General features: G+C 73.9%; 20 protein-coding genes. 9 read left to right on the top strand and 11 right to left on the bottom strand.

The window, feature by feature from the left end; translation table 11 throughout:
• Window positions 1-72 precede the first annotated feature (72 nt).
• Both ACZ619_RS31195 and ACZ619_RS31190 read right to left on the bottom strand, forming a co-directional pair.
• A complete protein-coding gene (locus ACZ619_RS31195; RefSeq protein WP_469605960.1) occupies window positions 73-816 on the bottom strand; it encodes a DUF4232 domain-containing protein in 744 nt (247 codons plus the stop codon).
• A gap of 161 nt (window positions 817-977) precedes the next feature.
• On the bottom strand, window positions 978-1,706 hold the full coding sequence (locus ACZ619_RS31190; RefSeq protein ID WP_469605958.1) for a DUF6445 family protein: 729 nt from the start codon (window positions 1,704-1,706) through the stop codon (window positions 978-980).
• Window positions 1,707-1,956: 250 nt separating this feature from the next.
• Between ACZ619_RS31190 and ACZ619_RS31185 the strand changes: the two genes are divergently transcribed.
• Window positions 1,957-2,685, top strand: a complete 729-nt coding sequence (locus ACZ619_RS31185) for a DUF4142 domain-containing protein (RefSeq protein ID WP_469606113.1) — start codon at window positions 1,957-1,959, stop codon at window positions 2,683-2,685.
• A gap of 1 nt (window position 2,686) precedes the next feature.
• Here ACZ619_RS31185 and ACZ619_RS31180 read toward each other — a convergent pair whose 3' ends face one another.
• Window positions 2,687-4,378 (bottom strand): glycoside hydrolase family 13 protein, encoded by a 1,692-nt coding sequence (locus ACZ619_RS31180; protein ID WP_469605956.1) that lies wholly within the window; start codon window positions 4,376-4,378, stop codon window positions 2,687-2,689.
• 203 nt (window positions 4,379-4,581) lie between these two features.
• Between ACZ619_RS31180 and ACZ619_RS31175 the strand changes: the two genes are divergently transcribed.
• Window positions 4,582-5,550, top strand: coding sequence for an LAETG motif-containing sortase-dependent surface protein (locus ACZ619_RS31175; RefSeq protein ID WP_469605953.1), 969 nt, complete (start codon window positions 4,582-4,584; stop codon window positions 5,548-5,550).
• Window positions 5,551-5,655: 105 nt separating this feature from the next.
• Here the strand turns inward: ACZ619_RS31175 and ACZ619_RS31170 are convergent, their stop codons facing one another.
• Together ACZ619_RS31170 and ACZ619_RS31165 are read right to left on the bottom strand one after the other, a co-directional pair.
• Window positions 5,656-6,618 (bottom strand): nucleoside hydrolase, encoded by a 963-nt coding sequence (locus tag ACZ619_RS31170; RefSeq protein WP_469605950.1) that lies wholly within the window; start codon window positions 6,616-6,618, stop codon window positions 5,656-5,658.
• Window positions 6,619-6,720: 102 nt separating this feature from the next.
• A complete protein-coding gene (locus ACZ619_RS31165) occupies window positions 6,721-6,933 on the bottom strand; it encodes a hypothetical protein (protein ID WP_469605948.1) in 213 nt (70 codons plus the stop codon).
• A 1,056-nt stretch (window positions 6,934-7,989) separates the two neighbouring features.
• On the opposite strand from ACZ619_RS31165, the gene ACZ619_RS31160 reads away from it, so the two are divergent.
• The gene (locus ACZ619_RS31160) at window positions 7,990-8,757 is read left to right on the top strand and encodes a hypothetical protein (RefSeq protein ID WP_469605945.1); all 768 of its coding nucleotides are present in this window, start codon (window positions 7,990-7,992) and stop codon (window positions 8,755-8,757) included.
• A gap of 7 nt (window positions 8,758-8,764) precedes the next feature.
• Here the strand turns inward: ACZ619_RS31160 and ACZ619_RS31155 are convergent, their stop codons facing one another.
• The 3 genes from ACZ619_RS31155 to ACZ619_RS31145 all read right to left on the bottom strand — a co-directional run bounded on the left by ACZ619_RS31155 (window position 8,765) and on the right by ACZ619_RS31145 (window position 12,075).
• Entirely contained in the window at window positions 8,765-9,610 is an 846-nt protein-coding gene (locus tag ACZ619_RS31155) for a TIGR03943 family putative permease subunit (protein WP_469606111.1), read from the bottom strand.
• Entirely contained in the window at window positions 9,607-10,611 is a 1,005-nt protein-coding gene (locus ACZ619_RS31150; protein ID WP_469605943.1) for a permease, read from the bottom strand. The genes ACZ619_RS31155 and ACZ619_RS31150 overlap by 4 nt, the downstream gene beginning before the upstream one ends.
• A gap of 120 nt (window positions 10,612-10,731) precedes the next feature.
• Entirely contained in the window at window positions 10,732-12,075 is a 1,344-nt protein-coding gene (locus ACZ619_RS31145) for a helix-turn-helix domain-containing protein (protein WP_469605940.1), read from the bottom strand.
• 160 nt (window positions 12,076-12,235) lie between these two features.
• Here ACZ619_RS31145 and ACZ619_RS31140 point away from each other — a divergent pair, with 160 nt between their 5' ends.
• From ACZ619_RS31140 to ACZ619_RS31130, 3 genes are all read left to right on the top strand, one after another.
• Window positions 12,236-12,394, top strand: coding sequence for a hypothetical protein (locus ACZ619_RS31140; RefSeq protein ID WP_469605937.1), 159 nt, complete (start codon window positions 12,236-12,238; stop codon window positions 12,392-12,394).
• A gap of 147 nt (window positions 12,395-12,541) precedes the next feature.
• The gene (locus tag ACZ619_RS31135; RefSeq protein WP_469605935.1) at window positions 12,542-13,306 is read left to right on the top strand and encodes an NPP1 family protein; all 765 of its coding nucleotides are present in this window, start codon (window positions 12,542-12,544) and stop codon (window positions 13,304-13,306) included.
• 201 nt (window positions 13,307-13,507) lie between these two features.
• Window positions 13,508-15,481, top strand: a complete 1,974-nt coding sequence (locus tag ACZ619_RS31130) for a YncE family protein (RefSeq protein WP_469605934.1) — start codon at window positions 13,508-13,510, stop codon at window positions 15,479-15,481.
• Here the strand turns inward: ACZ619_RS31130 and ACZ619_RS31125 are convergent.
• Both ACZ619_RS31125 and ACZ619_RS31120 read right to left on the bottom strand, forming a co-directional pair.
• Window positions 15,471-16,553, bottom strand: a complete 1,083-nt coding sequence (locus ACZ619_RS31125; protein ID WP_469605932.1) for a hypothetical protein — start codon at window positions 16,551-16,553, stop codon at window positions 15,471-15,473. The two genes, ACZ619_RS31130 and ACZ619_RS31125, sit on opposite strands and share 11 nt — an antisense overlap.
• 88 nt (window positions 16,554-16,641) lie before the next feature.
• The gene (locus ACZ619_RS31120; protein WP_469606108.1) at window positions 16,642-17,724 is read right to left on the bottom strand and encodes a PP2C family protein-serine/threonine phosphatase; all 1,083 of its coding nucleotides are present in this window, start codon (window positions 17,722-17,724) and stop codon (window positions 16,642-16,644) included.
• Window positions 17,725-17,981: 257 nt separating this feature from the next.
• Here ACZ619_RS31120 and ACZ619_RS31115 point away from each other — a divergent pair, with 257 nt between their 5' ends.
• Both ACZ619_RS31115 and ACZ619_RS31110 read left to right on the top strand, forming a co-directional pair.
• The gene (locus ACZ619_RS31115) at window positions 17,982-18,422 is read left to right on the top strand and encodes a hypothetical protein (RefSeq protein WP_469605930.1); all 441 of its coding nucleotides are present in this window, start codon (window positions 17,982-17,984) and stop codon (window positions 18,420-18,422) included.
• A 244-nt stretch (window positions 18,423-18,666) separates the two neighbouring features.
• Window positions 18,667-19,575: a hypothetical protein gene (locus ACZ619_RS31110; RefSeq protein WP_469606105.1), complete on the top strand. Its 909-nt coding sequence runs from the start codon at window positions 18,667-18,669 to the stop codon at window positions 19,573-19,575.
• A 295-nt stretch (window positions 19,576-19,870) separates the two neighbouring features.
• Here ACZ619_RS31110 and ACZ619_RS31105 read toward each other — a convergent pair whose 3' ends face one another.
• Window positions 19,871-21,235 carry an aminotransferase-like domain-containing protein gene (locus tag ACZ619_RS31105; protein ID WP_469605927.1) on the bottom strand — a complete coding sequence of 455 codons (1,365 nt, stop codon included), beginning with the start codon at window positions 21,233-21,235 and terminating at the stop codon, window positions 19,871-19,873.
• A 73-nt stretch (window positions 21,236-21,308) separates the two neighbouring features.
• On the opposite strand from ACZ619_RS31105, the gene ACZ619_RS31100 reads away from it, so the two are divergent.
• Window positions 21,309-22,097: an alpha/beta fold hydrolase gene (locus tag ACZ619_RS31100; RefSeq protein ID WP_469605924.1), complete on the top strand. Its 789-nt coding sequence runs from the start codon at window positions 21,309-21,311 to the stop codon at window positions 22,095-22,097.
• Window positions 22,098-22,147: the final 50 nt, after the last annotated feature.

Below are 22,147 nucleotides of genomic sequence, written 5' to 3'. Positions count from 1 at the left end.
CGCCCGGCCCGGCACCACGGGGCCTGCCCCGAACGGGTGAGCCCCGGTCCCCGGTCCCCGGCGGCGCGGGCGTCACTTGCCGACGGGGCCGACGTACGTGCCCGGGTGGGTCGCGCCGTCCTGGAGCACGATGGGGCCGTTCTGCCAGGGCAGCTCGTAGGAGGTCCGCTGGTCGGGGGCGGTGACGTACACCGTGCTCGGCGAGAACGCGTCGGAGTCGTCCGACTCCAGGTAGGTGATCGTGAAGTGGGCGGCGCCGCCGGCGGCCAGGGTGACCCGCTGCGGGGTGGCGCTGGAGCGGGTGAGCGACCACCGCTTGCTGCTGTCGGTCAGGTCGACGCCCGGGAAGCCGTACAGGGTGCAGGTGCGGCCGCTCTTGTTGGTGAGCGACACGACGGCGGACTGCTGGTCGCCCTCGACCGCGGCGGCGGCCGCGTCGCCGACGGCCCAGGTGGCGCTGAGCTGCGAGGCCTGGCAGGCGGAGACCGAACCGCCCGCGGCGGAACCGCCGGACGAGGAGGAGGAACCACCGGCGGAGGAACCGCCGGAGGACGAGCCGCCGGAGGAGGACGAGCCCGACGTGCTGCCGCTGCTGCCGGTGGCGGTCCCCGAGCCGGTGCTCCCCTTCGACGCGGCGGCGGAAGCGTCCGTCGAGCCGCTGTCCTTGGCGTCGCCGGCGGCCGGGGCGGCCGTGCCGCCGTCGGCGGTGACGGAGCCGGTCGCACTGCCGTTGCACGCGGTGAGCAGGGCCATCAGCGCGGCGGCACCGGCGAGGGCGACGGCGGAGGTGCGGCGGCGGGTGCGAAGGTTCGACATGAGGTTCCCCAGCGGCTGGTCGGCTGCCCGGCTCCCTGCCGGACACTTCCTTCGATGCCGCCCCGGACGGGGAAGTTCGGAGCCCGCCGTCACGAGCCTGTCGTGGTCGTGTCACGCCCGCTGTTACGGAACCGGCCGTCGCTCACGCAACCGGTCGCCGTTCACGCCATCCAGAAGAAGACCGCCGTCATCCGCTTCTCCTCCAGCGTCCGGCCGGCGTAACCCGTCGCGCTGTGCACGAGGTTGGCGTTGTAGAGGAGGAGGCGGTTGTAGCGGTGCGGGACCCGCACGTCCTCCTCGAAGTGGTCGCCCGGGACGAACCGTGTGCCGAGCGCCTCGACGAGGTTGTTGTGCGGGGCCTGCACGACGTTGCCGCCGAGCCGGCCGCCGGGCAGCGACTGCCGGTAGAACGCGGTACCGCAGTCCTTGGCCACGCCGGGGTTGAGGTAGAGCACCGCCGCGTACCGGCACAGCGCCCGCGAGTCCGTGTGCGGGCGCGGCTCGCTCTCGCCCTCGCCGACCACCTGGACGCAGTTGTGGTTGAGGGTGCCGCCGCCGGGCGCCTGCTGCACCCAGAGCTTCCCGGCGCCGGTCGCCTGCCGCACCAGGCCCTCCACGACGGCGAGTTCGGCCGGCTCCAGGCCGGGCATGGTGCGCAGCCCCGGCCAGGTCTCCGAGGTGTACGGGTATCCCCGGACCCAGTCGTCCTTGGCCAGGCAGCGCTCCCGCACGGCGTCCGCGTCGGGCAGGACGCCGTCGAACACCCAGTAGTCACGGCCCCTGGTGGGCTTGCGGTAGGGCAGGACGGGCAGCGCGGCGGGACCCCGGGGAGCCGCCGCGCCGGGCAGCCGGGGGACGCGGGGGGCGTGGGGGGATGGCTGTGGGGACATACGGCGAAGCTAGTCCGCACCTTTGTCATGGCCACACTCGCCAGGGGAAGTCATCACCGTCCGCTGGCCAAGACATGGGAAGCGGACGCCCCGGGCAGGGCAAGGCCTCACAAGTTCTTTGCCAAATCAAAAGGTTTCCGGCGCTTCCCGGCACGTACTTCTCTGCGTCCGACCCCCGCCCAGCGCGCGGGACCCCGAACGGCAGGAGGCACCGGTGCTCTTTTCCCGGAACGCGACGGGAGTGCTCGTCGTGGGCGGAGCCCTCAGCATGACCCTCGCGGCCCTCGCCTACCCGAGCATGCTCGGTGTGAACACCGTCTCCAGCGACACCACACGAGTGATCGCCAACACTCAGTGGGGCCCCCTGACCGAGGGCGACCGGGACTTCGTGGTGAAGGTGCGCGCGGCCGGACTGTGGGAGTACCCCGTGGGCCAGCTCGGTCTGCAGAAGGGCCAGTCCAAGGCCGTCATCACGGCGAGCAGGCACCTGATCGACGGTCACGCGGCGCTGGACTCCACCTGCCGCAAGATCGCCCCCATGCTCAACATCACCATCCCGGACCAGGCCTCCCCGCAGCAGCAGGGGTTCGTGAACACCCTGTCCGCGGACACCGGCAAGAAGTTCGACACGGACTTCGCCAACATCCTGCGCGTGACCCACGGCTCGATCTTCAACACGATCGCGAAGATCCGCTCGACCACCCAGAACACGCTGGTGCGGATCCTGGCCGACCAGGCCAACGCCACGGTCCTCGACCACATCACGGTGATGGAGCAGACCGGCCTGGTCGACTTCCCGTCGGTCCTCTTCCAGGAGACGACCGCGCCGAAGCTGCCCGCCTCCGACCTGACGCCGCCCCCGCCGGCCGCGGGTCAGCCACAGGTCGTCCTCACCCCGCCGGCGAACAGCACGACCAGCCCGCCGGCCCTGCCCGGGGAGGCGGGCGGCGCGGCCGACCCGAGCCCCAGCGCCGGCTGAGTCAGGCGCCCAGCCACACCGTGGTGTCGGGCGGCAGCGTGCCGTCGTGCGGCAACGGCGCGCTCGCCAGCAGCACTTCGCCCGGCGGCAACGGCAACGACGCGTGCGCCACGTTCGTGACGCACCGCCAGCCCTCCGACCGGGCGAAGTGCAGCACCCCGTCCGGCGCGTCCGCCCAGGTCAGCGTCTCGCCGTCGAGCAGCTTGCGGCGCAGCCTGAGCGCGGTGCGGTACATCTCCAGGGTCGAGCCCTCCGTACCCGCCTGTGCCTCGACGGCGTACGACGCGAACCACGCGGGCTGCGGCAGCCAGGCACCGCCGGACCCGAAGCCGTACGACGGGCCGCCCGTCGTCCACGGCAGCGGCACCCGGCAGCCGTCCCGGCCCTTGCGGACCCGGCCGGTCTGTTCCCAGACCGGGTCCTGGAGGACCTCCACGGGCAGGTCGGCGGCCTCCGGCAGACCGAGCTCCTCGCCCTGGTAGACGTACGACGAGCCGGGCAGCGCCAGCATCAGCAGGGTGGCCGCGCGGGCCCGGCGCAGCCCCCGGGCGGTGTCGAGCGAGGGCTCCCGGCCGCCGGACAGCAGCCAGGCGTCGGCGTCCGTGCCCGGCTCCAGCATGAGCCGGGAGGCGTGCCGTACGACGTCGTGGTTGGAGAGCACCCAGGTGGCGGAGGCCCCGGCGCTACGGGCGGTGGCGAGCGAGCCGGTGATGACCTCGCGGAGCGCGGCCGCGTCCCAGGGGGTCTGGAGGTACTCGAAGTTGAAGGCCTGGCCGAGTTCGTCCGGGCGGGCGTACCGGGCCCGGCGGGCGTCCGGGACCCAGGCCTCGGCGACGGCGGTGCGGGGCGGGCTGTAGGCGTCGAAGATCCCGCGCCAGTCACGGTAGATCTCGTGCACCCCGTCGCGGTCCCAGTAGGGGTGGGTGCCGGGCGGTACCCGCTCCAGCGCCTCCTCGCCGGTCGCGCCCAGCTCCGCCACGTCCCTGAGCGGCTCGGAGAGGTCCTTCACCAGGGCGTGGGCCACGTCGATCCGGAAGCCGTCGACGCCCCGGTCGGACCAGAAGCGCAGGGTGGCGCGGAAGTCGGCGCGGACCTCCTCGTGCTCCCAGTTGAGGTCGGGCTGCTCGGGGGCGAAGAGGTGCAGGTACCACTCGCCGTCCGACACCCGGCGCCAGGCGCTGCCGCCGAACACCGACTCCCAGTCGGAGGGCGGGAGTTCGCCGTGCGTGCCGCGGCCCGGCCGGAAGACGTAGCGCTCCCGGGCCGGGGAGCCGGGGCCGTCCCGCAGCGCCTCCTGGAACCAGGGGTGCAGGTGCGAGGTGTGGTTCGGGACGATGTCGACGATCACCTTCAGCCCGAGCCGGTGCGCCTCGGCGGCCATCGCGTCGAAGTCGTCCAGGGTGCCCAGCCGCGGGTCGACGTCCCGGTGGTCGGCGACGTCGTAGCCGCCGTCGGCGAGTTCGGAGGGGTAGAAGGGGCTCAGCCACAGGGCGTCCACACCGAGCGCGCCCAGATGGGGGAGGCGCCGGGTGATGCCCGCGAGGTCACCGAGCCCGTCGCCGTCGGCGTCGGCGAAGCTGCGCGGATACACCTGGTAGATCACGGCCTGGCGCCACCAGTCGGGGTTCCTGGAGGAGAGGTCGACCACGCGCGTTCCTTTCGGACGGGAGAAACCAACCTGAAGCCTGTCCATATTGCCGAGAAAGGGAACCTTCGCACCGCCCGGAGGGGATCGTTCCCTGTGTGAGGGAACTGTGATGAACTGCCAACGCCCCCTGTATCGGCGCAGGTTGACATGGTTCGACGCACCCAACCACCATGGGCGCACGCCGTGGCACATGTGACCAATGAGTCCGGTGTTTCTTCGCATTCCGCGAGCTCCGAGATGGGATACCCATGTCCATATCCAGACATGTCACCGCGCGCCGCCTACTGGGGACGGGCGTCGCGTCGTTCGCCCTGTGTGCCGCGTCCGTCGCCGGAGCCTCCGGCGCCTGGGCCCACGGCAGCCCCGGCGGTGACGGCTGGAAGTCCGGCGGCCAGTACAGCCCCGGCACCGGGGCCGGCACCCCGACCGGCACCGACAAGTGCCAGTTCTCCATCGACGGGTCGCACTTCTACGACTCGGTGAAGGTCGACGACCAGAACCTCAAGGTCACCGACGACGGCAAGGTCCACATCAAGGTCCGCGCCGCCGGTGACGCCGCCTCCTGCACCGCCTCGCTCGCCTCCTACCTCGCCCACGGCGCCACCTTCGCCACCTCCGGGCAGCAGGTCTTCGTCGACTTCGACTCGGTGACGGTCAAGCAGGGCCGGACCGACTCCCTCGACATCTCGGTCCCGGACGCCGGCTGCTTCGCGCAGATCGACCTCTACCGGGGCGCCGTGAAGTTCGACGGCAAGAAGGACGCCAACGACGGCTTCGAGCACGGCGACCTGCCGGCCGGCCCGGACCACACGGTCATCAAGGACAAGCTGATCGCGTCCTGGAACGGCGGCACGAAGGACTGCACGAGCACCGAGTCGTCCTCGCCGTCCCCGTCCCCGAGCGCCTCCGAGTCGCAGTCCACCCCGGCCGAGCCGTCCACCCCGGCCGCGGAGTCCTCCACCCCGGCGGCCTCGGAGAGTTCCTCGACCGCGACGGCCACCGCGTCCGCGTCCGCGCCGGCCTCGGCCTCCGCCTCGGAGTCGGCCACCGCCCCGGCGTCGGCCCCGAGCACGGACTCCGGCAGCGGTGGCGGCGACCTCGCCCACACCGGCGCCGACTCCAGCACGGGCTACATCGCCGGCGGCGCGGCCCTGCTGCTGGCCGGCGGCGGCGCGCTCGTCGTCGCGACCCGGCGCCGCAAGGCCGCCCGCGCCTGATCCCCGCACGCGTACGCCCCAGCCGCCACGGACGGCTGGGGCGTACGTATGAACGGACCCGGCGCAGTCCCCCGGGGTCCGGGCGCCGCGCGTGCGGCAGGGTGCTCAGCCGGCGACGGTGTCCAGGTACAGCCGCACGTACCGGGCCACGTCCACGTCCAGCGCGACGTCCACCAGGGCCTGTTCGCGGCTGCCGCCGTGGATCTCGGCCTCGCCGGGGCGGGGGCGGCGGTCGACGACGGTCTGCCCCCGGGCGGCGCCCGGCGCGAGGGAGACCTCGACCGGGAGCCGACGGGTGGTCAGACCGCCCGGATCGGCCACGGCGCACACCGCGCCGGCGTCACCGAGACCGCCGTCCGGGTCGTCGCCGTCCGGGTCCGGGGCGGCGGGCCGGTGCGCGAGCAGGTCACCGGCGAGCCGGGCACCGGGTTCCGCGCTCGCGCGCAGCCGCCGTACCTCCGCGCCCGGCACCACCACGCGCTGGAAGACGTCGAGGCCGTACATGGTGATCGGCACCCCGGCGGTGAGCAGCACCGCGGCGGCCTCGGGGTCGTGCCAGACGTTGAACTCGGCGACCGGGGTGGCGTTCCCGGTGGCCACCGCGCCGCCCATGAACACGATCCGCTCGATGTTGCGCGTCACCTCCGGGTGAGTACGCAGCAGCAGGGCGATGTTGGTGAGCGGTGCGGTGGGGACGAGGGTCACCGGGCGGGGCGAGGCGAGGATCTCGCGGCGCAGCAGGGTGACGGCGTCGACGTCGACGGGGCGCCTGGCGGGCGCGGGCAGCCCCAGGTCGCCCATCCCGTCCGCACCGTGCACGTGCCGGGCCGACCGCGCCGCCTCGATCAGCGGCCGCTCGGCCCCCCGCGCGACGGGAACGTCCCCGGCGCCGGCCCGCTCCAGCACGGTCAGGGTGTTCCGCACCACCCCGTCCACATCGGTGTTCCCGGCCACACAGGTGACGGCCCGCAACTCGATCCCGGGATGCCGCACGGCGAACAACAGGGCGAGGGCGTCGTCGACACCGGTGTCGCAGTCGATGATCACGGGGATGGGCTGGGTGGTCACAGGGACTCCTTCCGTCAACCGTGACCTTATGGCGTCCCGCCCGCGGACGTGCCGGACGGGCCCTCCCCCCGGAGTGGGAGAGGGCCCGTCAGAGGTCGGCCGTCAGGGGAGAACGGGGGTGCCGCTGTTCGTCGCGCTGGGCGACGGCTGGAGGTTCACCTCGACCCAGGGGTTGCCGTCGACGGTCCCGCAGTCGAGGGTGGCCGGGTGGGTGCTGTTGACCTCGGTGCAGGTGATCTCCCAGACCTGCCCCGAGGTGGTGACGACGTCGATGTCGATGGGGGAGCTGCCCTGGCTGTGGGCGTTGATCGACACCCCGCAGACACCCGCCGGATAGTCGGCGTGGGTGCTGAGGTCGGTCCACAGGAAGTCCTGGGCCGAACCGGTGCGCAGGTCGCGGATGCCGGCGTAGGTCCGTCCGCCGCTCAGTGCGGCCCGCAGCTCGAAGTCGCTGGAGTCCTGCTGGGCATCGATGTCCGCACAGGGCCCGGGAGGACCGCTGGGCCCGGGAGGGCCGGAGGGACCCGTGGAGCCGGAGGGTCCGGGAGGGCCGGAAGGGCCGGGAGGGCCGGACGGACCCGTGGAGCCGGACGGCCCGGGAGGACCGGAAGGACCCGTGGAACCGGACGGACCGGGAGGACCGGAAGGACCGGGAGGACCGGAAGGGCCCGTGGAACCGGAGGGACCCGGAGGGCCGGAGGGGCCGGGAGGACCGGACGGACCGGGAGGGCCTGAGGGACCCGGAGGGCCTGACGGGCCCACGCACTCGCCGCCGCCACCGCCACCGAGCCTCGGGTGGTGGCTCGGCTTGCACTCGTCCCCGCCGCCGGACTTCCTGGCGGTCGAGACACCCGTGGCCTGGGTGCCGGTGGCCGCGACCGCGGCCACCGGGGCGATCACGCCGGCCGCGAGGACCAGTCCGAACGAGGCCAGCATGCCGGCCTTGCCGAATCTCTTCCGGGCCCATGGCCCGTAACGGGACGTCCTGCGCTGAGGACTCATGGGAAGCTCCTTCACTCGAAGCAGTCCGGGTGTCGTCCCGGACTCCTGTGCGAGAGTGACCCGAGCGCGGACGTGTGTCGTGCATCACAGGGCGGCCACGCCGACTTGTCGCCGGATCGGATCAGAGAACCTTCAGCCGGTCGTGTACCCGCGACGCACCCCGCTGCCGATGCCCTCCCGGGCGTCCCCGGGCCTCCCCCGTGCGGTCCTGTGCGGCCCGTTCGCCCCTTCGCCCCTTCGCCCGACGGCAGGTTCCGCCTCGCCCGCGGGTCTCACCCGGACGGACCGGAGCGGTGGTGGGCGGAGGCGGGGGGTGGTGGCGTGGGAGCACTCGATCCGTTGCCGCTGTCGTTCGGGGAGGGCTCGTCCATGAGAGTCACCGCCGCCGGTCTCGCCCTGACCGGCCTCGTCGCCGTCTCCGCCTGTACGGCCGGACCGACGCCGGAGTCGTCCGCCGCCGTCTCCTCCCCGACCGCCGCCGAGCGGCCCGCCCCGGCCAGCCCCGCCTCCCCCGGCACCCCGGTGCTCACCGCCGACCAGGCCCGCGCCGCGCTGATCGGCGAGGACGACCTGGGGGTGCCGTGGACGGCGACCGACGGAACGGCCGTGTGGCGGGACGCGTTGCTGAAGGGGACCACCGCCGCGCCCGCGTGCCAGCGGTTCCTCGACGCCCTGTACGCCGACGAACTGCTCGGCGAGGAGCGCGGCCCGCACGCCGTCACGACCCTCGACGACGGCGACGACGAGGCCCAGCTGCGCTACCAGGTGGACGCCGGCCGCTCCGCCGACGTGGACCGCGCCCTGACCTGGCTGCGGTCGCTGCCCGCCGGCTGCGGGCAGTTCGCCGCGCAGACGACCCGGTACGGCGTCCAGTCCGTCCGGGTCGCCGACGCCGGACTGCCGGCCTTCGGCGACGCGCGCCAGGGACTGCGGGTCACCGTCACCGGACAGGCCTCCCCCGGCAACGACCCCACCGTCCTCACCCTGGACGTCGCCGTCGTCCGGGTCGGCGACGACGCGATCGTCCTCACCGCCGGCGCTCTCGGCACCCTTCCGTCCGACGCCACGGCACAGGCCCTGGACGTCGGCGTCCAACGGCTCGCCCAGGTCCGGGAGAAGGGCCGCGCCCAGGCCTGAGCGGCGGCTACGACGTCGTCTCGTACGGGTCCGACGGCTGCTTCACCGTCTTCAGCGACCTCGCGTCCAGCACCGGCGGCCACGCCGCGTCCGAGCCCAGCGCGCCCTTCGGGTGCCAGGTGCCGGTGACGGTCACCCAGGTGTCGGCAGGCGGCGCGTCCTCGCCCCTGATCACCACCTTGCTGGTGGTCGCGTCGGCGGCGCAGCAGGTGACCATGAGCCGGGTCAGGTACCAGGTGCCGTCGTCCGCGCCGTGCGTGACGAACCCCGTCATCCGGACCGTACGGCCCGTCAGCGAGCGCCCGCTGTCGTAGACCGCCCGCGAGCTGAACTCGGCGAGCGTCAGCTCCACCGGGTTCCCGGCCGGCAGCGCCGCGAAGGTCCCGACCCCCTGCGCGGCCCGCTGCGCCGCCTCGCGCTCCGCGCTGTACGAACCGAGGGCGGGGGGCGGGAAGAGCAGCAGGGCGACGGCGGGCAGGGCGAGCAGCCAGGCGATCCGGGGACCGTGGTGGGGGTGACCGTGATGACCACCGTGGTCGTCCCCGGTGACTGCGGTGTCCTCGGCGTGATCGGTGTCCTCGGAGTGTTCGGTGTCGTCGGTGTGATCGGTGTCCTCGGTGTGTTCGGTGTCGTCGGTGTGTTCGGTGTCCTCGGCGTGATCGGTGTCCTCGGTCGTGCGGGTGCGCAGGGCCGCCGTCGTGATGCCCAGGAGGATCAGCGCCGTGCCCGAGACGATCAGGTACGGGCGCAGGGACGCCTGGACGTACCTCAGGTACAGGTCGCCGAAGAGCGTGATCCGCAGGGCCGCCGCGCCGACCAGGCAGAGCAGCAGCGGTCCGCCGTACCGCCTCACAGCAGCCACCCTCCCACCAGGACGCTCGCGGACAGCGCCACCACCCAGGTCGCCGCGGAGAAGCGGAGGGCGAAGCCCCGGCCGAAGGTGCCGGCCTGGAGGGCGATCAGCTTCAGGTCGACCATCGGGCCCACCACCATGAACGCCAGCCTCGCCGTCGCCGGGAACGCGCTGAGCGAGGCGGCCACGAAGGCGTCGGCCTCGCTGCACACGCAGAGCACGACGGCGAGCAGCGCGAGCAGCGGTACGGCCGTCCAGGCGGAGCCGGTGAAGACGTCGAGGACCGACCGGGGCACGGCGATGTTGAAGGTCGCCGCGGCCGCCGCGCCCAGCACCAGGAAGCCGCCGGCGTGCAGGAAGTCGTGCTGGAGGCCGCTGAGGAAGGCGCGGAGGCCGGTGGCGTGGGGGGTGCTGGGGCGGCGGGGCGGGCGCAGCCAGGCCTCGCGGCCGAACCGGGCCCACAGCCACCCCATCACCACCGCCGTGCCGAGCGAGGCGAGCAGCCGGGCCGGCACCATCTCCGGCCGGCCGGGGAACGCGATCGAGGTCGCCACCAGCACCACCGGGTTGATCGAGGGGGCCGAGAGCAGGAACGCGAGGGCGGCGGCCGGGGCGACCCCGCGGCGCATCAGACTGTCGGCGACCGGGACGGAGGCGCACTCGCAGCCCGGCAGGACGACGCCTGCGGCGCCCGCGACGGGGACGGCGAGGGCCTGGCTGCGGGGGAGCAGGCGGGTGAACACCCGTTCCGGGACGAAGGCGCCGATCGCCGCGGAGACGACGGTGCCGAGCAGGAGGAAGGGGACGCCCTGGACGGCCACCGCCGTGAACACGGTCCACCAGGCGGCCACCGGCGGGGTGTAGAGGTCCAGGGCGAGGGTGGGGCCGAGGACCGACACGACGGTGGCGATGGCGAGGAGGGCGGCGCCGCCGAGGACCACGTGGACGACGGCCCGCGTCAGAAGACGCAGGCCGTCGGCGACTGTCCTTGGGCTGTGCACCCCGGGGACGTTAGTGAGGCTTGCTGTCGCCCGCCCCTGAGCAGGCTGTGCGTCGGGTGCGGCCCGGTGCGGGCGTCACAGCGAGGCGTCACAGCGAGGCGTCACAGCGGGGGCTGGGCGTCACAGCGGGGGCTGGGCGGGGGCCGGGCCCAGTGTCGTGGTGCCCGGAGCGGTGCGGTGCCCCAGGCCGGTGCGGTAGGCGTCCAGGGCCGCCTCCACCCGGCCCGTGCGGCGCAGCAGGTCCCCCAGCAGGCGGCAGAGGTCGGCGAGGTCGCCCGCCGCGCCCGCCCGTTCCAGCAGGCTCAGCGCCCGTACGTAGTGCTCCTCCGCCGCCTCGGTGTCCCGGGCGTCCTCGGCGATGATGCCGAGCAGGCGGTGCGCGGCCGCCGCGTGCACCGCGCCGCGCTCCGAGGAGAAGTCCCCGAGCACGTCGTGCAGGAGCCCGGCCGCCTCCTCGGACTTGTCCCGGCGGTGCAGGACGTCCGCCAGTTCCACGGCCGCCTGGCTGCGGTAGAGGGCCGCACGGGTCTCCGAGAGCATCGCGAGGGCCTCGCGCAGCTCCGCCTCGGCCCGCTCCAGCTCGCCGTCCTGGGCGTAGACGTAGCCGCGCATCCAGTGGCAGTTGGCGAGTTCGGTGCGCAGCTGGAGCTGGCGGTACAGCTCGGCCGCCTTGGCGAGGGAGGCGTCGGCCTCGGCGACCCGGCCCTCGGCGAGCAGGGTGCGGGCGACGGAGCGGTGCATGCGGGCGATCAGCGCGGGATCGCCCGCCTGCGGGGCCAGCGCGAGGGCGAACTCGGCGGCCTGGGCGGCGCGGGCGTGGGCGCCCATGTCCATGTAGGGGCCGATGACGCTGGCGTACAGGAGCAGCAGCGCGTCCGGGTCGTGCAGGCCGCCCCGGTTGAGCTCGTCGAGCGTGGTCTCCAGGAGGTAGACGGCGTAGCGCAGTTCACCGGCCAGGTAGTGGCTGACGGCCCGGCCGCGGATCGCCGGGACGCGCGCCGGCAGCGGCTCGTCCGTCAGCCACAGCTCGGCCCGCTCGAAGAACTCCCGCGCCTCTCCCAGCTCGCCGGTCTCCATGGCGCACTCGCCGAGGCCGAGCAGTGCGGTGGCCTGCTCCACGACGAGCCCGTGCGCCTCCGCCTCCTCGAAGAGCGACCGGTACAGGGCGGCCGCCTCCTCGGCCTCGCCGGTGGCGAGGGTGCGCTGGGCCTCGGTGAGCCGCAGCCTGAGGTCGGTGGCGAGACGGGCCGGGCGCCCGCTGGCCAGCTCCTCGAAGCCCACGCCGAGCCGCCCGGCGATGTGCCGCAGCGCCTCGTCGGAGGCCCGCACCCGCCCGGCCTCCAGGGTGGAGATGTAGGCGGGTGTGTAGGCCGGTTCGGCCAGCTGTCGCTGGGTCAGCCCCCGTTCGGTGCGCAGTTGCTGCACCCGCCGCCCGACGGTCTCCGGATCGTCCCGTTCACGCATCCTGACACTCCCCCCAACTCCCCCTGAACCCCTTGCCGTTGAGCTTCGAATACCCCTAGGTTAAACGGCGAGTTAAACGCGCTTAAGCCGCCCCTGTCGTTGCGAGGTCGCCGTGCTCGGACGCACATCAGCACGCCCTGCCGCACACCACCGGTCCCGGATGCGCGCGATCGGCGGGACCCCCACCGCGAGAAGCCTCGGCGCCGCCGTGCTCACGGTGGCCGCGCTCATCATCGCAGCCAACGCGGGCCCGGCCGGAGCGACGGACGACAGCCCCGCCGCCACCGCCCCGGCCACGGCCGAGCACAGCCCCCGCTGACGCGGGCCCCGGGACGGCCCGTTCGGCGAAATGCCGCCCTCCGTTTGGTAGAAAGCCCTTCCCATCGGGGGCCTCGGACCGCCAGTCTCTCTCCGACCCGGATGTCATGTCCGGGGCGAGCAATGGACCGTCGACTGGAGCCCCCCGATGTCCCCCACCAGGACCCGCCGACTCGGCCGCGCCGCGGCCGTCGCCGGCAGCGCCGCCGTGCTCACCCTCGCCCTGCCGTTCAGCGCCTCCGCGGGCGTGCTGCAGAACCTCCCCGAGAACGCGACCACGTTCCAGAAGTTCTTCGAGCCGCTGTACGACTACGACACGGACAGCTGCTACCCCGCCGCCGCCATCGACCCCGACGGCAACCTCAACGGCGGCCTGAAGCCGACCGGTTCGGTGACCGGCAGCTGCCGCAGCGGCCATCTGGACCACGCCAACACGTATTCGCGGGCGAAGTGCAACAACGGCTGGTGCGGAATCATCTACGCCAGCTACTTCGAGAAGGACGAGGCCTCCCCGGGCATCGGCCACCGCCACGACTGGGAGTGCATCGTCGTCTGGGTCAAGCAGGGCGCCGACTACCCGTCGTACCTGTCCGCCTCCCAGCACGGCGACTTCGAGACCGAGGCGGTCGCCGACGTCCCGATGAGCGACCAGCGCGTCCAGGTCGTCTACCACAAGGACGGCCTGAGCACCCACGACTTCCGGTTCGCCAAGTGGGGCGAGACCCCGGAGAACGACGACGGCGCCTGGCACCAGGAGAACCTGCTCACCTGGGACAACATGGCCTCCAACCTGCGCGACATCCTGAACGCCTCCGACTGGGGCGACGCCAACCTCCCGCTCCAGGACGCGAAGTTCGACGACCACCTGAACAAGGCCAAGCCGAGCGCGATCACCTTCGACGCCTACGCCTGACCGGCCGGCGCACGGCCGCCGGCGACACCCCCCGTACCGCCGGCGGCCGTACACCACGCTCCGCCGGTGAATCCGTGTGCCACTTGTCAGTGGCATGACCTACTCTTCGTTGCGTCAGCCACACACGGCCCTCAGGCGACACACATCGCGGGCCGCGTTCCGTGGCGCCCACTTCATTCGATCCGGGGGGTTCGAATCAGCGTGCGTATGCGCACCGTCACGGCCGCCACCGCACTGGCGGTCCTCTTCAGTTCGGCGGCCCTGGCCGCCACGCCGGCCTTCGCCGACACCAGCGCGCTCCTGCCGGTCAAGTCGACCGGTGCCATCGTCGTCGACGGCGCTCACCAGCAGGTCTTCATCAGCGACCCGAGCAACGGCAAGATCGTCGTCACCGACTACGCGGGCACCGTGCTCAAGCAGCTCACCACCGGCCTGTCCGGCGTCCGCGGCCTCGAACTCTCCGCCGACTCCGGCACGCTCTACGCGGCCGTGCAGGACCTGGACCAGATCGCCGTCATCGACACCGCGACGGACACCGAGACGACCCGCTACGACGTCGGCGACAAGCCGCTGAGCGTGGCCCTCGCGGGCGGGAAGCTGTGGTTCGGCTACGGCGGCGCCGCGGCCGGCGACATCGGCTCGGTCGACCTGACGAGCGACCAGCACGAGGTCACCCTCGGCCAGGCCGGCGGCTGGTACTCGGCACCGGTCCTGGACGCGGCCCCCGGCTCCGCCACCCTGGTCGCGGGCCAGCTCGGCCAGAGCCCGGCCACGATCGCCTCGTACGACGTCTCCTCGGGCACCGCGAGCAGGCTGGCGAGCACCACCGACGCCGGCGAGAACCTCCGCGACCTGGCGGTCACCCCCGACGGCCAGGACGTCGTGGTGGCCAGCGGATACCCGTACTACCACCAGGTGTTCAAGACCGCCGACCTCGACGAGGACGGCAAGTACACCAGCACCAGCTACCCGAACGCGGTCGCCGTCGCCCCCGACGGAACCGTGGCGGGCGGCAGCGACGCCTCCTACAGCCCGGACGTCTACATCTTCCGCCCCGGCAGCAGCGAGGCCGTCCGCGACTACGAGCTGCCCAGCACCGGCAGCTCCAGCGGCTCCGACGAACTCGCGAGCGCCGGCCTCGCCTGGACGCCCGACGCCGCCGGCCTGTTCGCGGTGACGTACAACAGCAACGGCGCCTACTCCCTGCGCAGGTACGACGGCCCGGCCAAGGCGGCCACCTCCGTCACGGTGAACGCCCCGTCGACCGCCACGCGCGCCAAGAAGCTGACGGTCACCGGCAAGCTCACCTCGACCACCGCGCTGCCGGCCGGCACCCAGGTCAAGGTCGTGCGCACCGACCTGGAGTCGCCGAGCGGCAAGACGCTGCCGGCCGTCACCGTCAAGGCGGACGGCACCTTCTCCTTCACCGACACCCCGCCGGCCGGCGGCAAGGTGACCTACAAGGTGTCCTACGCGGGCGACGCCGACCACGCGGCCTCCTCCGGCAAGGACGCCGTCACCGTCTCCCGCGCGAAGCCGACGCTGACGCTGAACAACAACGGCAAGGTGTACGCGTACGGGAAGGACGTGAAGTTCACGGCCCACCTCGGCACGACGTACAAGAACCGCACGGTGGAGATCTGGGCCGACCCGTTCGGCTCGGACAAGCCCGACAAGCTGGTCAAGTCCGGGAAGGTGAACTCCTCCGGCGACCTGTCGGTCGTCCTGGACCTCAAGCGCGACACCAAGGTCACCGCGAAGTTCGCGGGCGACGCCCGCTGGCAGCCGCGCTCGGTGTCCAGCACGGTGGGCGCGAAGGTCAGCATCTCCCTGTCGGCCAGCCGGCAGTACAAGACGAAGAGCGCGTGGGGCCACACGTACTACTTCTTCCACAAGACCAAGAACCCGCTGTTCACCACCAAGATGCCGTACTACAGCGGCCGTTCGCAGCGGTTGGACTTCCAGGTCTACTACCAGGGCAAGTGGTACGCGGCCGACTCGCAGTACTTCGGGCTGTCCAGCAGCGGCCTCTCCAAGGTCGAGATCACCGGCGACCACAAGGAGGACGTCGGCTGGCGCTTCCGCATCCGCGCCGACTACATCAACGGCTCCTCCGGCGACACCGTCAACTCCACGACGTACGGCGGGTGGAAGTACTTCACCTTCACGAGCTGACGCTCAACTCGTCCGAAGCTGACGTCCGAAGCTGACGGAGGTGCTCCTGGACGTTCTCCAGGGCACCTTCCCGGCGGCCCGGCACCCTGAGTCTCAACTCCGCGAGCGCGGGTCCCAGTTCACGGGCCCGCGCCGCGTCCTTGATGGCGCCCCACTGGTGGTGGGCGCGGTCCGCCGCCGCCTCCACCTGCGGCCCGTCGGCCGGCTGGCCCGCGGCCAGCCGGTCCCTGGCCACCCTCAGCCAGGTCCGGCAGCTGCGCGCCGCGTCCCCCGCGAACATCGCGAGATCGGCCCGCACCTCCGACCAGTGCAGCGCCTCCTCGGAGGCGGGCCCGTGGGCCCGGGCGGCGGCCTGCTCCCACCGCGCGGCGAGCGCGTCCGCCTCCGCGTACCGCCCGCCCCGCACCGCCTCGCTGATGGCGTCGTGCGGGTCCCCGCCGTCACCGGCGTACGTACTGAACAGCACATCGCCCAGCACCTCGGCCCCGAGCCGGGCCAGCACCTGCTGGTGCAACTGCTCCATGGGCGGCCGGTGCCCGCTCCTGAGCACCGTCGCCACGGCCTTCATGTACGCCGGCGACGCCACCTCCCGCCGGGAGGGCGGAGGTGCGACGCGCCCGTGCACGGCGTTGTTGCGCCCGCAGTCCAGCGGCGCCGTCCGCAGGTGCGCCCAGGTCTCGTGGTCCGCGTGCAGGTCGAGGACCAGCGTGGTCGCCCCGGCCGGGCGCAGCCGCAGCTCCTCGCGGATCCAGTGCCAGGGCAGCGCGGTGTACCGGACGGTGGCGGCGGTGGTCCTGGCCAGCGCCAGGTGCGGCAGCCGCTGCCTGCGGTCCAGGTGCAGCTGCCCGGTGACGAACACGGTCAGCGGGCCGGGGGCGGCCGCGGCGGCCCGCAACCGCGTCAGCACGGCCTGCGGCTCCAGCGGGTCGGCGAGTTCGACCACGTTGGCGGTGTCGGTCCCGGAGAGTATCGCCGGGGGCACCGCCGCCAGCACGGGGAGCACGGAGGCCGCGTCCACGAGCCGCCCCCTGCCGTTCGGCGAGGCCGCGATCAGCAGCACGGTTCCGGGCATCGGCCCTCCCCCTCTGTTCCCCGGGTTCACTTGCGTCAGATACGTCAGTTACGTCAGCACGTTAACGGCTGCGCCTGCAAAGCGGGGGTCACGGGACGGGTTTGGGACGGGATGGGGGTGTTGCCCCGACCGCTCTGCGGATCGCGAAGATCGTGGTGTCGTCGGAGAGGCGGCCCCGGCTGTGGCGGATCACGCCGTCGCGGACGTGGGCGACCAGGCGGGCCGGGTCGGTCACCGGGGCCCGGGCCACCTGGTCGGCCAGGGCGTAGAAGCCGCCGTCCGCGTCCCGCGCCTCCGTCACCCCGTCGGTGGTGACGAGGAGGGTCTCGTCCGGCGCGACGGTGACCGTGAGCGTCGGCGGGGAACCGGTACCGGCCGCCAGGTCGCCCATGCCGAGGGGGAGGCGGTCGCCCGGCGGAAGGGAGCGCACCCCCGCCGGGCCCACCGCCAGCGGCGGCTCGTGACCGAAGTTGATCAGCTCCACGGCCTCGGCGGCGCCCGGCGGGAAGCCGAGCAGCACCGCCGTGGCGAAGCGGTCGCCGTCGTCCCGGCCCAGGGCCACCGTGTGGCCGCGGTGCCGCAGCATCCGGGTCTCCAGCCGGTCGGCCACCGTGGCCAGGTCCTTCTCGTGGTATCCCGCCTCACGGAACGTGCCCAGCAGCGCGGCCGCCGCCTCCACCGCGCCCAGCCCCTTGCCCTGGACGTCCCCCACCAGCACCCGGGTGCCGTGCGGCCCCGGCTGGATGTCGTAGAAGTCGCCGCCCACCCGGGCCTCGGTGTCGGCGGCGAGGTAGGCCGCCGCGTGGTCCAGCCCCGCCCACCCCGGCGGCAGCGGACGCAGCACGGTACGGCGGGTGGTCTCGGCGACGTCCAGCATGTGCAGCATCCGCTGCTCGCCGCTCAGCCGGACCGCGCAGGCCATGACGGCCAGCAGCCCGGCGCAGGCGACCAGGAGGAACTCGGGCAGGCCGGCCTGGTACCGGCGGGGCCAGACGCTGTCCACGGCGACGTAGTCGAGGGCCGACAGCACGGCGAACCCGGCCGTCGCCCACACCCCGCAGATCGCCGCGGCGATCCCGGGCACCAGGACGAACCAGGAGACGATCCGGAACCGTTCCGCGGTGTTCAGGTCGAGGACGGTGATCCCGGCCAGCAGCAGGAGCGGCGGCATCCACGCGACGCTCCGGCCCCGCACCCGCAGCAGGTCCCCGCGGCGCAGCGGGTTCTGCCACCGCCGCAGGGCCGGGTGGTCGGTCACGAGAGCCAGCGAAGCACGGGCCGGGACGCGCCGCACGTCGTGGGCGGACGGGCGGGGACCGGGAGCGGCCGCCAGGAGAGCGGCGGGGAGAAAAGCGTGCGGCCGACTTGCCACGGGGTACCCGCAGGTGTGCTCTGGAAGGTGGGGGGCGAGGAGAGAGGAGCACTCCCATGGCGCACGCGGCACCCACGGCCGGCGGCATGCCCCGCAGCGGCCGTGCGCCCAACATCTTCAGCGCCCGGACGCACGCCAGGTCCCTGGTGGCGGTCCCCGTGCTGACCGGGCTCGTCTACGGCTACTGGACCGCCGCCATCAGCCGCGACGGCGGGCCCGTCACCGGCTGGAACCTGGTGCTCGGCTTCGCGAGCACCATCGTCTTCGCGGCCCTGCTCTGGGCCGTCATGACATACGCCCCGAGACTGCCCCGGGAGCTGCACGCGGCGGCGTGGGCGTCCTTCGTCGGTATCGCGTTCGGCTTCATGTACAGCCAGTCCGGCGAGTCGGTCCTGCGGTCCACGGTGATGGCCCTGGCGACCGCGGCCGTCGTCTTCGTCCTGGCGTTCTACCGCTTCTACACCCACGAGGACGCGGCCGGACACCGCATCCGCTGACCTCTCCCGCACCCGGGCCCCGGCCGCAGCGGCCGGGGCTCCGGTACGCCCGAATGCAGTCGTCCCGCTCGCCCGGGCGGTGCCGAGGGGATTGGCTGGAAGCGTGACCCCTGTGCCCACGCTGCCGCCGCCCGTGCCCGCCGGGTCCGTGCGGTCCGTGCGGTCCGTGCGGTTCTCGCGGGCCCGGCGGGCCTCACGGGCCTCGCGACCCGTCCGGCCGTCGTGGCTGCGGCTGCGGCTCGCGCTGTCGACGCTGCTGATCGCGCTGTCCTGCACGCTGGCGCCGTTCGGCGCGCTCGCGGCCTGGGCGGCGTACGGGCTCGCGGACACCGGGCAGTACGTCGACACGATGGCGCCGCTGGCCGACGACCCCGACGTCCGGGACGCCGTGGCGGACACCGTCGGGGACGGCATCATGCGCGAGGCGGACGTCGGCCTGCCGATGCGCGGCACGGTGGCGCCCTTCGTGCACGAGGCGGTCCGTTCCTTCATGCAGACCGAGGCGTTCCGGCTGGCCTGGGACGCGGGCAACCGGGCCACCCACGACGCCGTGCTGCGCGCGCTCCAGGACGAGCGCGAGGAGCCGGTGACCGTGGACCTCGCCCCGGTCACCGCCCAGGTCAAGGACCAGCTCACCCACGACCATGTGCCGCTCGCGGCCCGTATCCCGGTCCAGCACACGGCCGTCGCCGTCCTCCCGGCCGACGGACTGGACCGGCTCCGGAAGGGGTTCCACGTGCTTGAGGTCGCCGGCTTCTGGCTGCCCGTCGCCGCCGTCGTCTTCGCGGTCGCCGGCATCGCCCTCGCCGCCCACCGCAGGCGCGCCGTCACGGCGACCGCGCTGGGCACGGCCCTGGGCGGTGCCCTGCTCGGCCTGGCCCTCGCGGTGGGCCGCAGTCTCACCCTGGCCGACCTGCCGTCCGGCGTCCCGCACCCGGCGGCGGCCGCCGTCTACGACGCCCTGACGTCCACCCTGCGCACGGTCGCCTGGCTGCTGTTCGCGCTCGGGGTCGCGGTGGCCGCGCTGGCCCGGCTCGGCCACCGCGTCCGCCGCCGGCCGGCCGAGGTGCGCGAACCGGCCGCCGGCCAGCCCGACTCCCCCGCCCTCAGGACGGATTCGCAGCCCCCCGGCCGGAACATGCCCGTCCCCTGAGCCACGCCTCCCCCACACCACGCACAGCCACCCGCCCACGACACCCCACCGGACCGGCAGCCCGGCCACCACGACACCCACCGGACCGGCCGTCCGGCTGCTACGACACCCCGCCGGACCGGCCGCCCGGCCACCACGACACCCCGCCGGACCGGCCGCCCGGCCACGCCCCGGCCGGAACATGCCCGTCCCCTGAGCCGCACCTCCCCCCACACCACGCACAGCCACCCGCCCACGACACCCTGTCGAACGGGCAGCCCGGCCACCACGACACCCCACCGGACCGGCCGTCCGGCTACGGCGTCCCGTCGGGCCGGTCGTTCGCCAGGGGGGCGCGCGGTCCGCGTGCCGCGAGGGCCGCGAGGGTCCGCAGCGCCCCGGCCAGTTCCGGCTCGGCCGCCGACGCGAGCCCGAGCCGTACCGCGTCCGGCGTCCGCCGGGGGTCGACGCGGAAGGCGGTGCCGGGCGTGACCGCGATCCCGCAGGCGGCCGCGGCGGCCGTGAAGTCGTCCGCCCGCCACGGCGCCGGCAGCTCCCACCAGGCGAAGTACCCACGCGGATCGGCCCGTACGGCGAACCCGGCCAGCGCCTCCCGGACCAGCCCCTGCCGCCGTACCGCCTGTTCCCGCTTGGCCGTCACCAGCCGTGCCACGGTCCCGTCGCCGATCCACCGCACGGCCGCCTCCAGCGCGAACGCCCCCGCGCTCCAGCCGCCCGAGCGCACCGCGGCCGCCACCTGGGCCACCCGCTCCCGCGGTACGACCGCGAACCCGGCCGTGAGCCCCGGCGCGACCCGCTTGGAGAGCCCGTCGACGAGGTGCACCAGCTCCGGGGCGAGTGCGGCGAGGGGCGGCTCGGCGCCGTCGTGCAGGAACGACCAGACCCGGTCCTCGACGACCGGCAGCCCCAGGTCCGTGACGCACCGCGCCAGTTCGAGGCGACGCCCGGCCGTCGTGGTCACGGACGTCGGGTTGTGCAGGGTCGGCTGGAGGTAGAGGGCGCCGAGCGGGGCGGACCGGTGGGCGGCCAGCACCGACTCCGCCACCGGCCCCTCCGCGTCCGTCTCCACCGGGACGAGCGTGACGGCGAGCCGCCGCGCGACCTCCTTGACCAGCGGATACGTCAGCGGCTCGACGCCGACCCGGCCACCCGGCCCGACCAGGGAACCCAGGGTCGCGGCGACCGCCTGCCGGGCGTTGCCGGTGAACAGGATCCGGCCGGGGTCGGGCCGCCAGTCCCCGGTGGCGAGCAGCGCGGCGACGGCCTCCCGCGCCTGCGGGGTGCCGTCGGCGGGGGTGGTGCGCAGGGCGTCGGTGAGGGCGTCGGGACGCAGCAGCGGCGCGAGAGCCGGCGCGAGCAGCTCCGACTGCCCAGGCGCGGAAGGGTAGTTGAGCTCCAGGTTGACGGGCGCGGCACCGTCCTCGACCAGGGCCCGGCCCTGCGGTGCGACGGCCGAGGCGCGGACGAAGGTGCCGCGTCCGACCTCGCCCACCACCAGCCCGCGCCGCACCAGTTCGGCGTACACCCGCCCGGCGGTGGAGGCGGCGATCCCGTGCCGCCGCGCGAACGCCCGCTGCGCGAGCAGCCGTTGGCCGGCCCGCAGCCGTCCGCGCGCGATGTCCAGCGCGATCCGGTCGGCGATCCCACGGAAGTCGTCCACGCCCCCACCCTCATTGCACCGAGGGCAAAGATCTTATTGCACCGAGAAGTCGCGGCGCCCTAGGGTCGATCACATGACCCCCTTCCTCGCATACGACGACAAAGGCCCCCAGAACGCGCACACCCCGCTGCTCCTCGTCCACGGCCACCCCTTCGACCGCACGATGTGGCACCCGCAGCTGACCGCCTTCGCCGCCTCCCGCCGGGTCATCGCCCCCGACCTGCGCGGCTACGGCGCCTCCCCCGTCACCCCCGGCAGCACCCCGCTCTCCCGGTTCGCGGCGGACCTGGAGGAACTCCTCGACGCGCTGGGCGTGACGGACTGCGTCCTCGCCGGTCTCTCCATGGGCGGCCAGATCGCGATGGAGTGCTACGACCGCTTCGGCGCCGAGCGGGTCCGGGGCCTGGTCCTGGCGGACACCTTCCCCGACCCGGAGACCCCCGAGGGCAGACGTGCCAGGAACGCGACGGCCGACCGGCTGCTGGACGAGGGCATGCGCGGCTACGCCGACGAGGTCCTGGACAGGATGGTCGCCCCCTACGCCGACCCGGCCGTACGGGCCCACGTCCACCGCATGATGACGGCCGCCGACCCCGAGGGCGCCGCGGCGGCCCTGCGCGGCCGGGCCGAACGCCCCGACTACCGGCCCCTGCTGGCGAAGGTCACGGTCCCCGCCCTGGTCGTCGTCGGCGCGGACGACGAGTACACCCCGGTCGGCGACGCCGAGGCCATGCACGCCCTCCTGCCCGACTCCGCCCTCCACGTCGTCGACGCGGCCGCCCACCTGCCGAACCTGGAACGCCCCGAGGAGTTCAACCGGGTGCTGGGGGAGTTCCTGGCCCGGGTGGACCAAGCCCCGTGATCCGGCGCCGGGCCACCGGCACCGAGCGCCGCGCCCTCCTCGCGGACATC

The sequence above is a fragment of the Streptomyces sp. NPDC104367 genome (genome assembly GCF_055583825.1).
The sequence above is the reverse complement of the archived record's forward strand: the minus strand, read 5'-3'. Positions and strand labels throughout refer to the sequence as shown.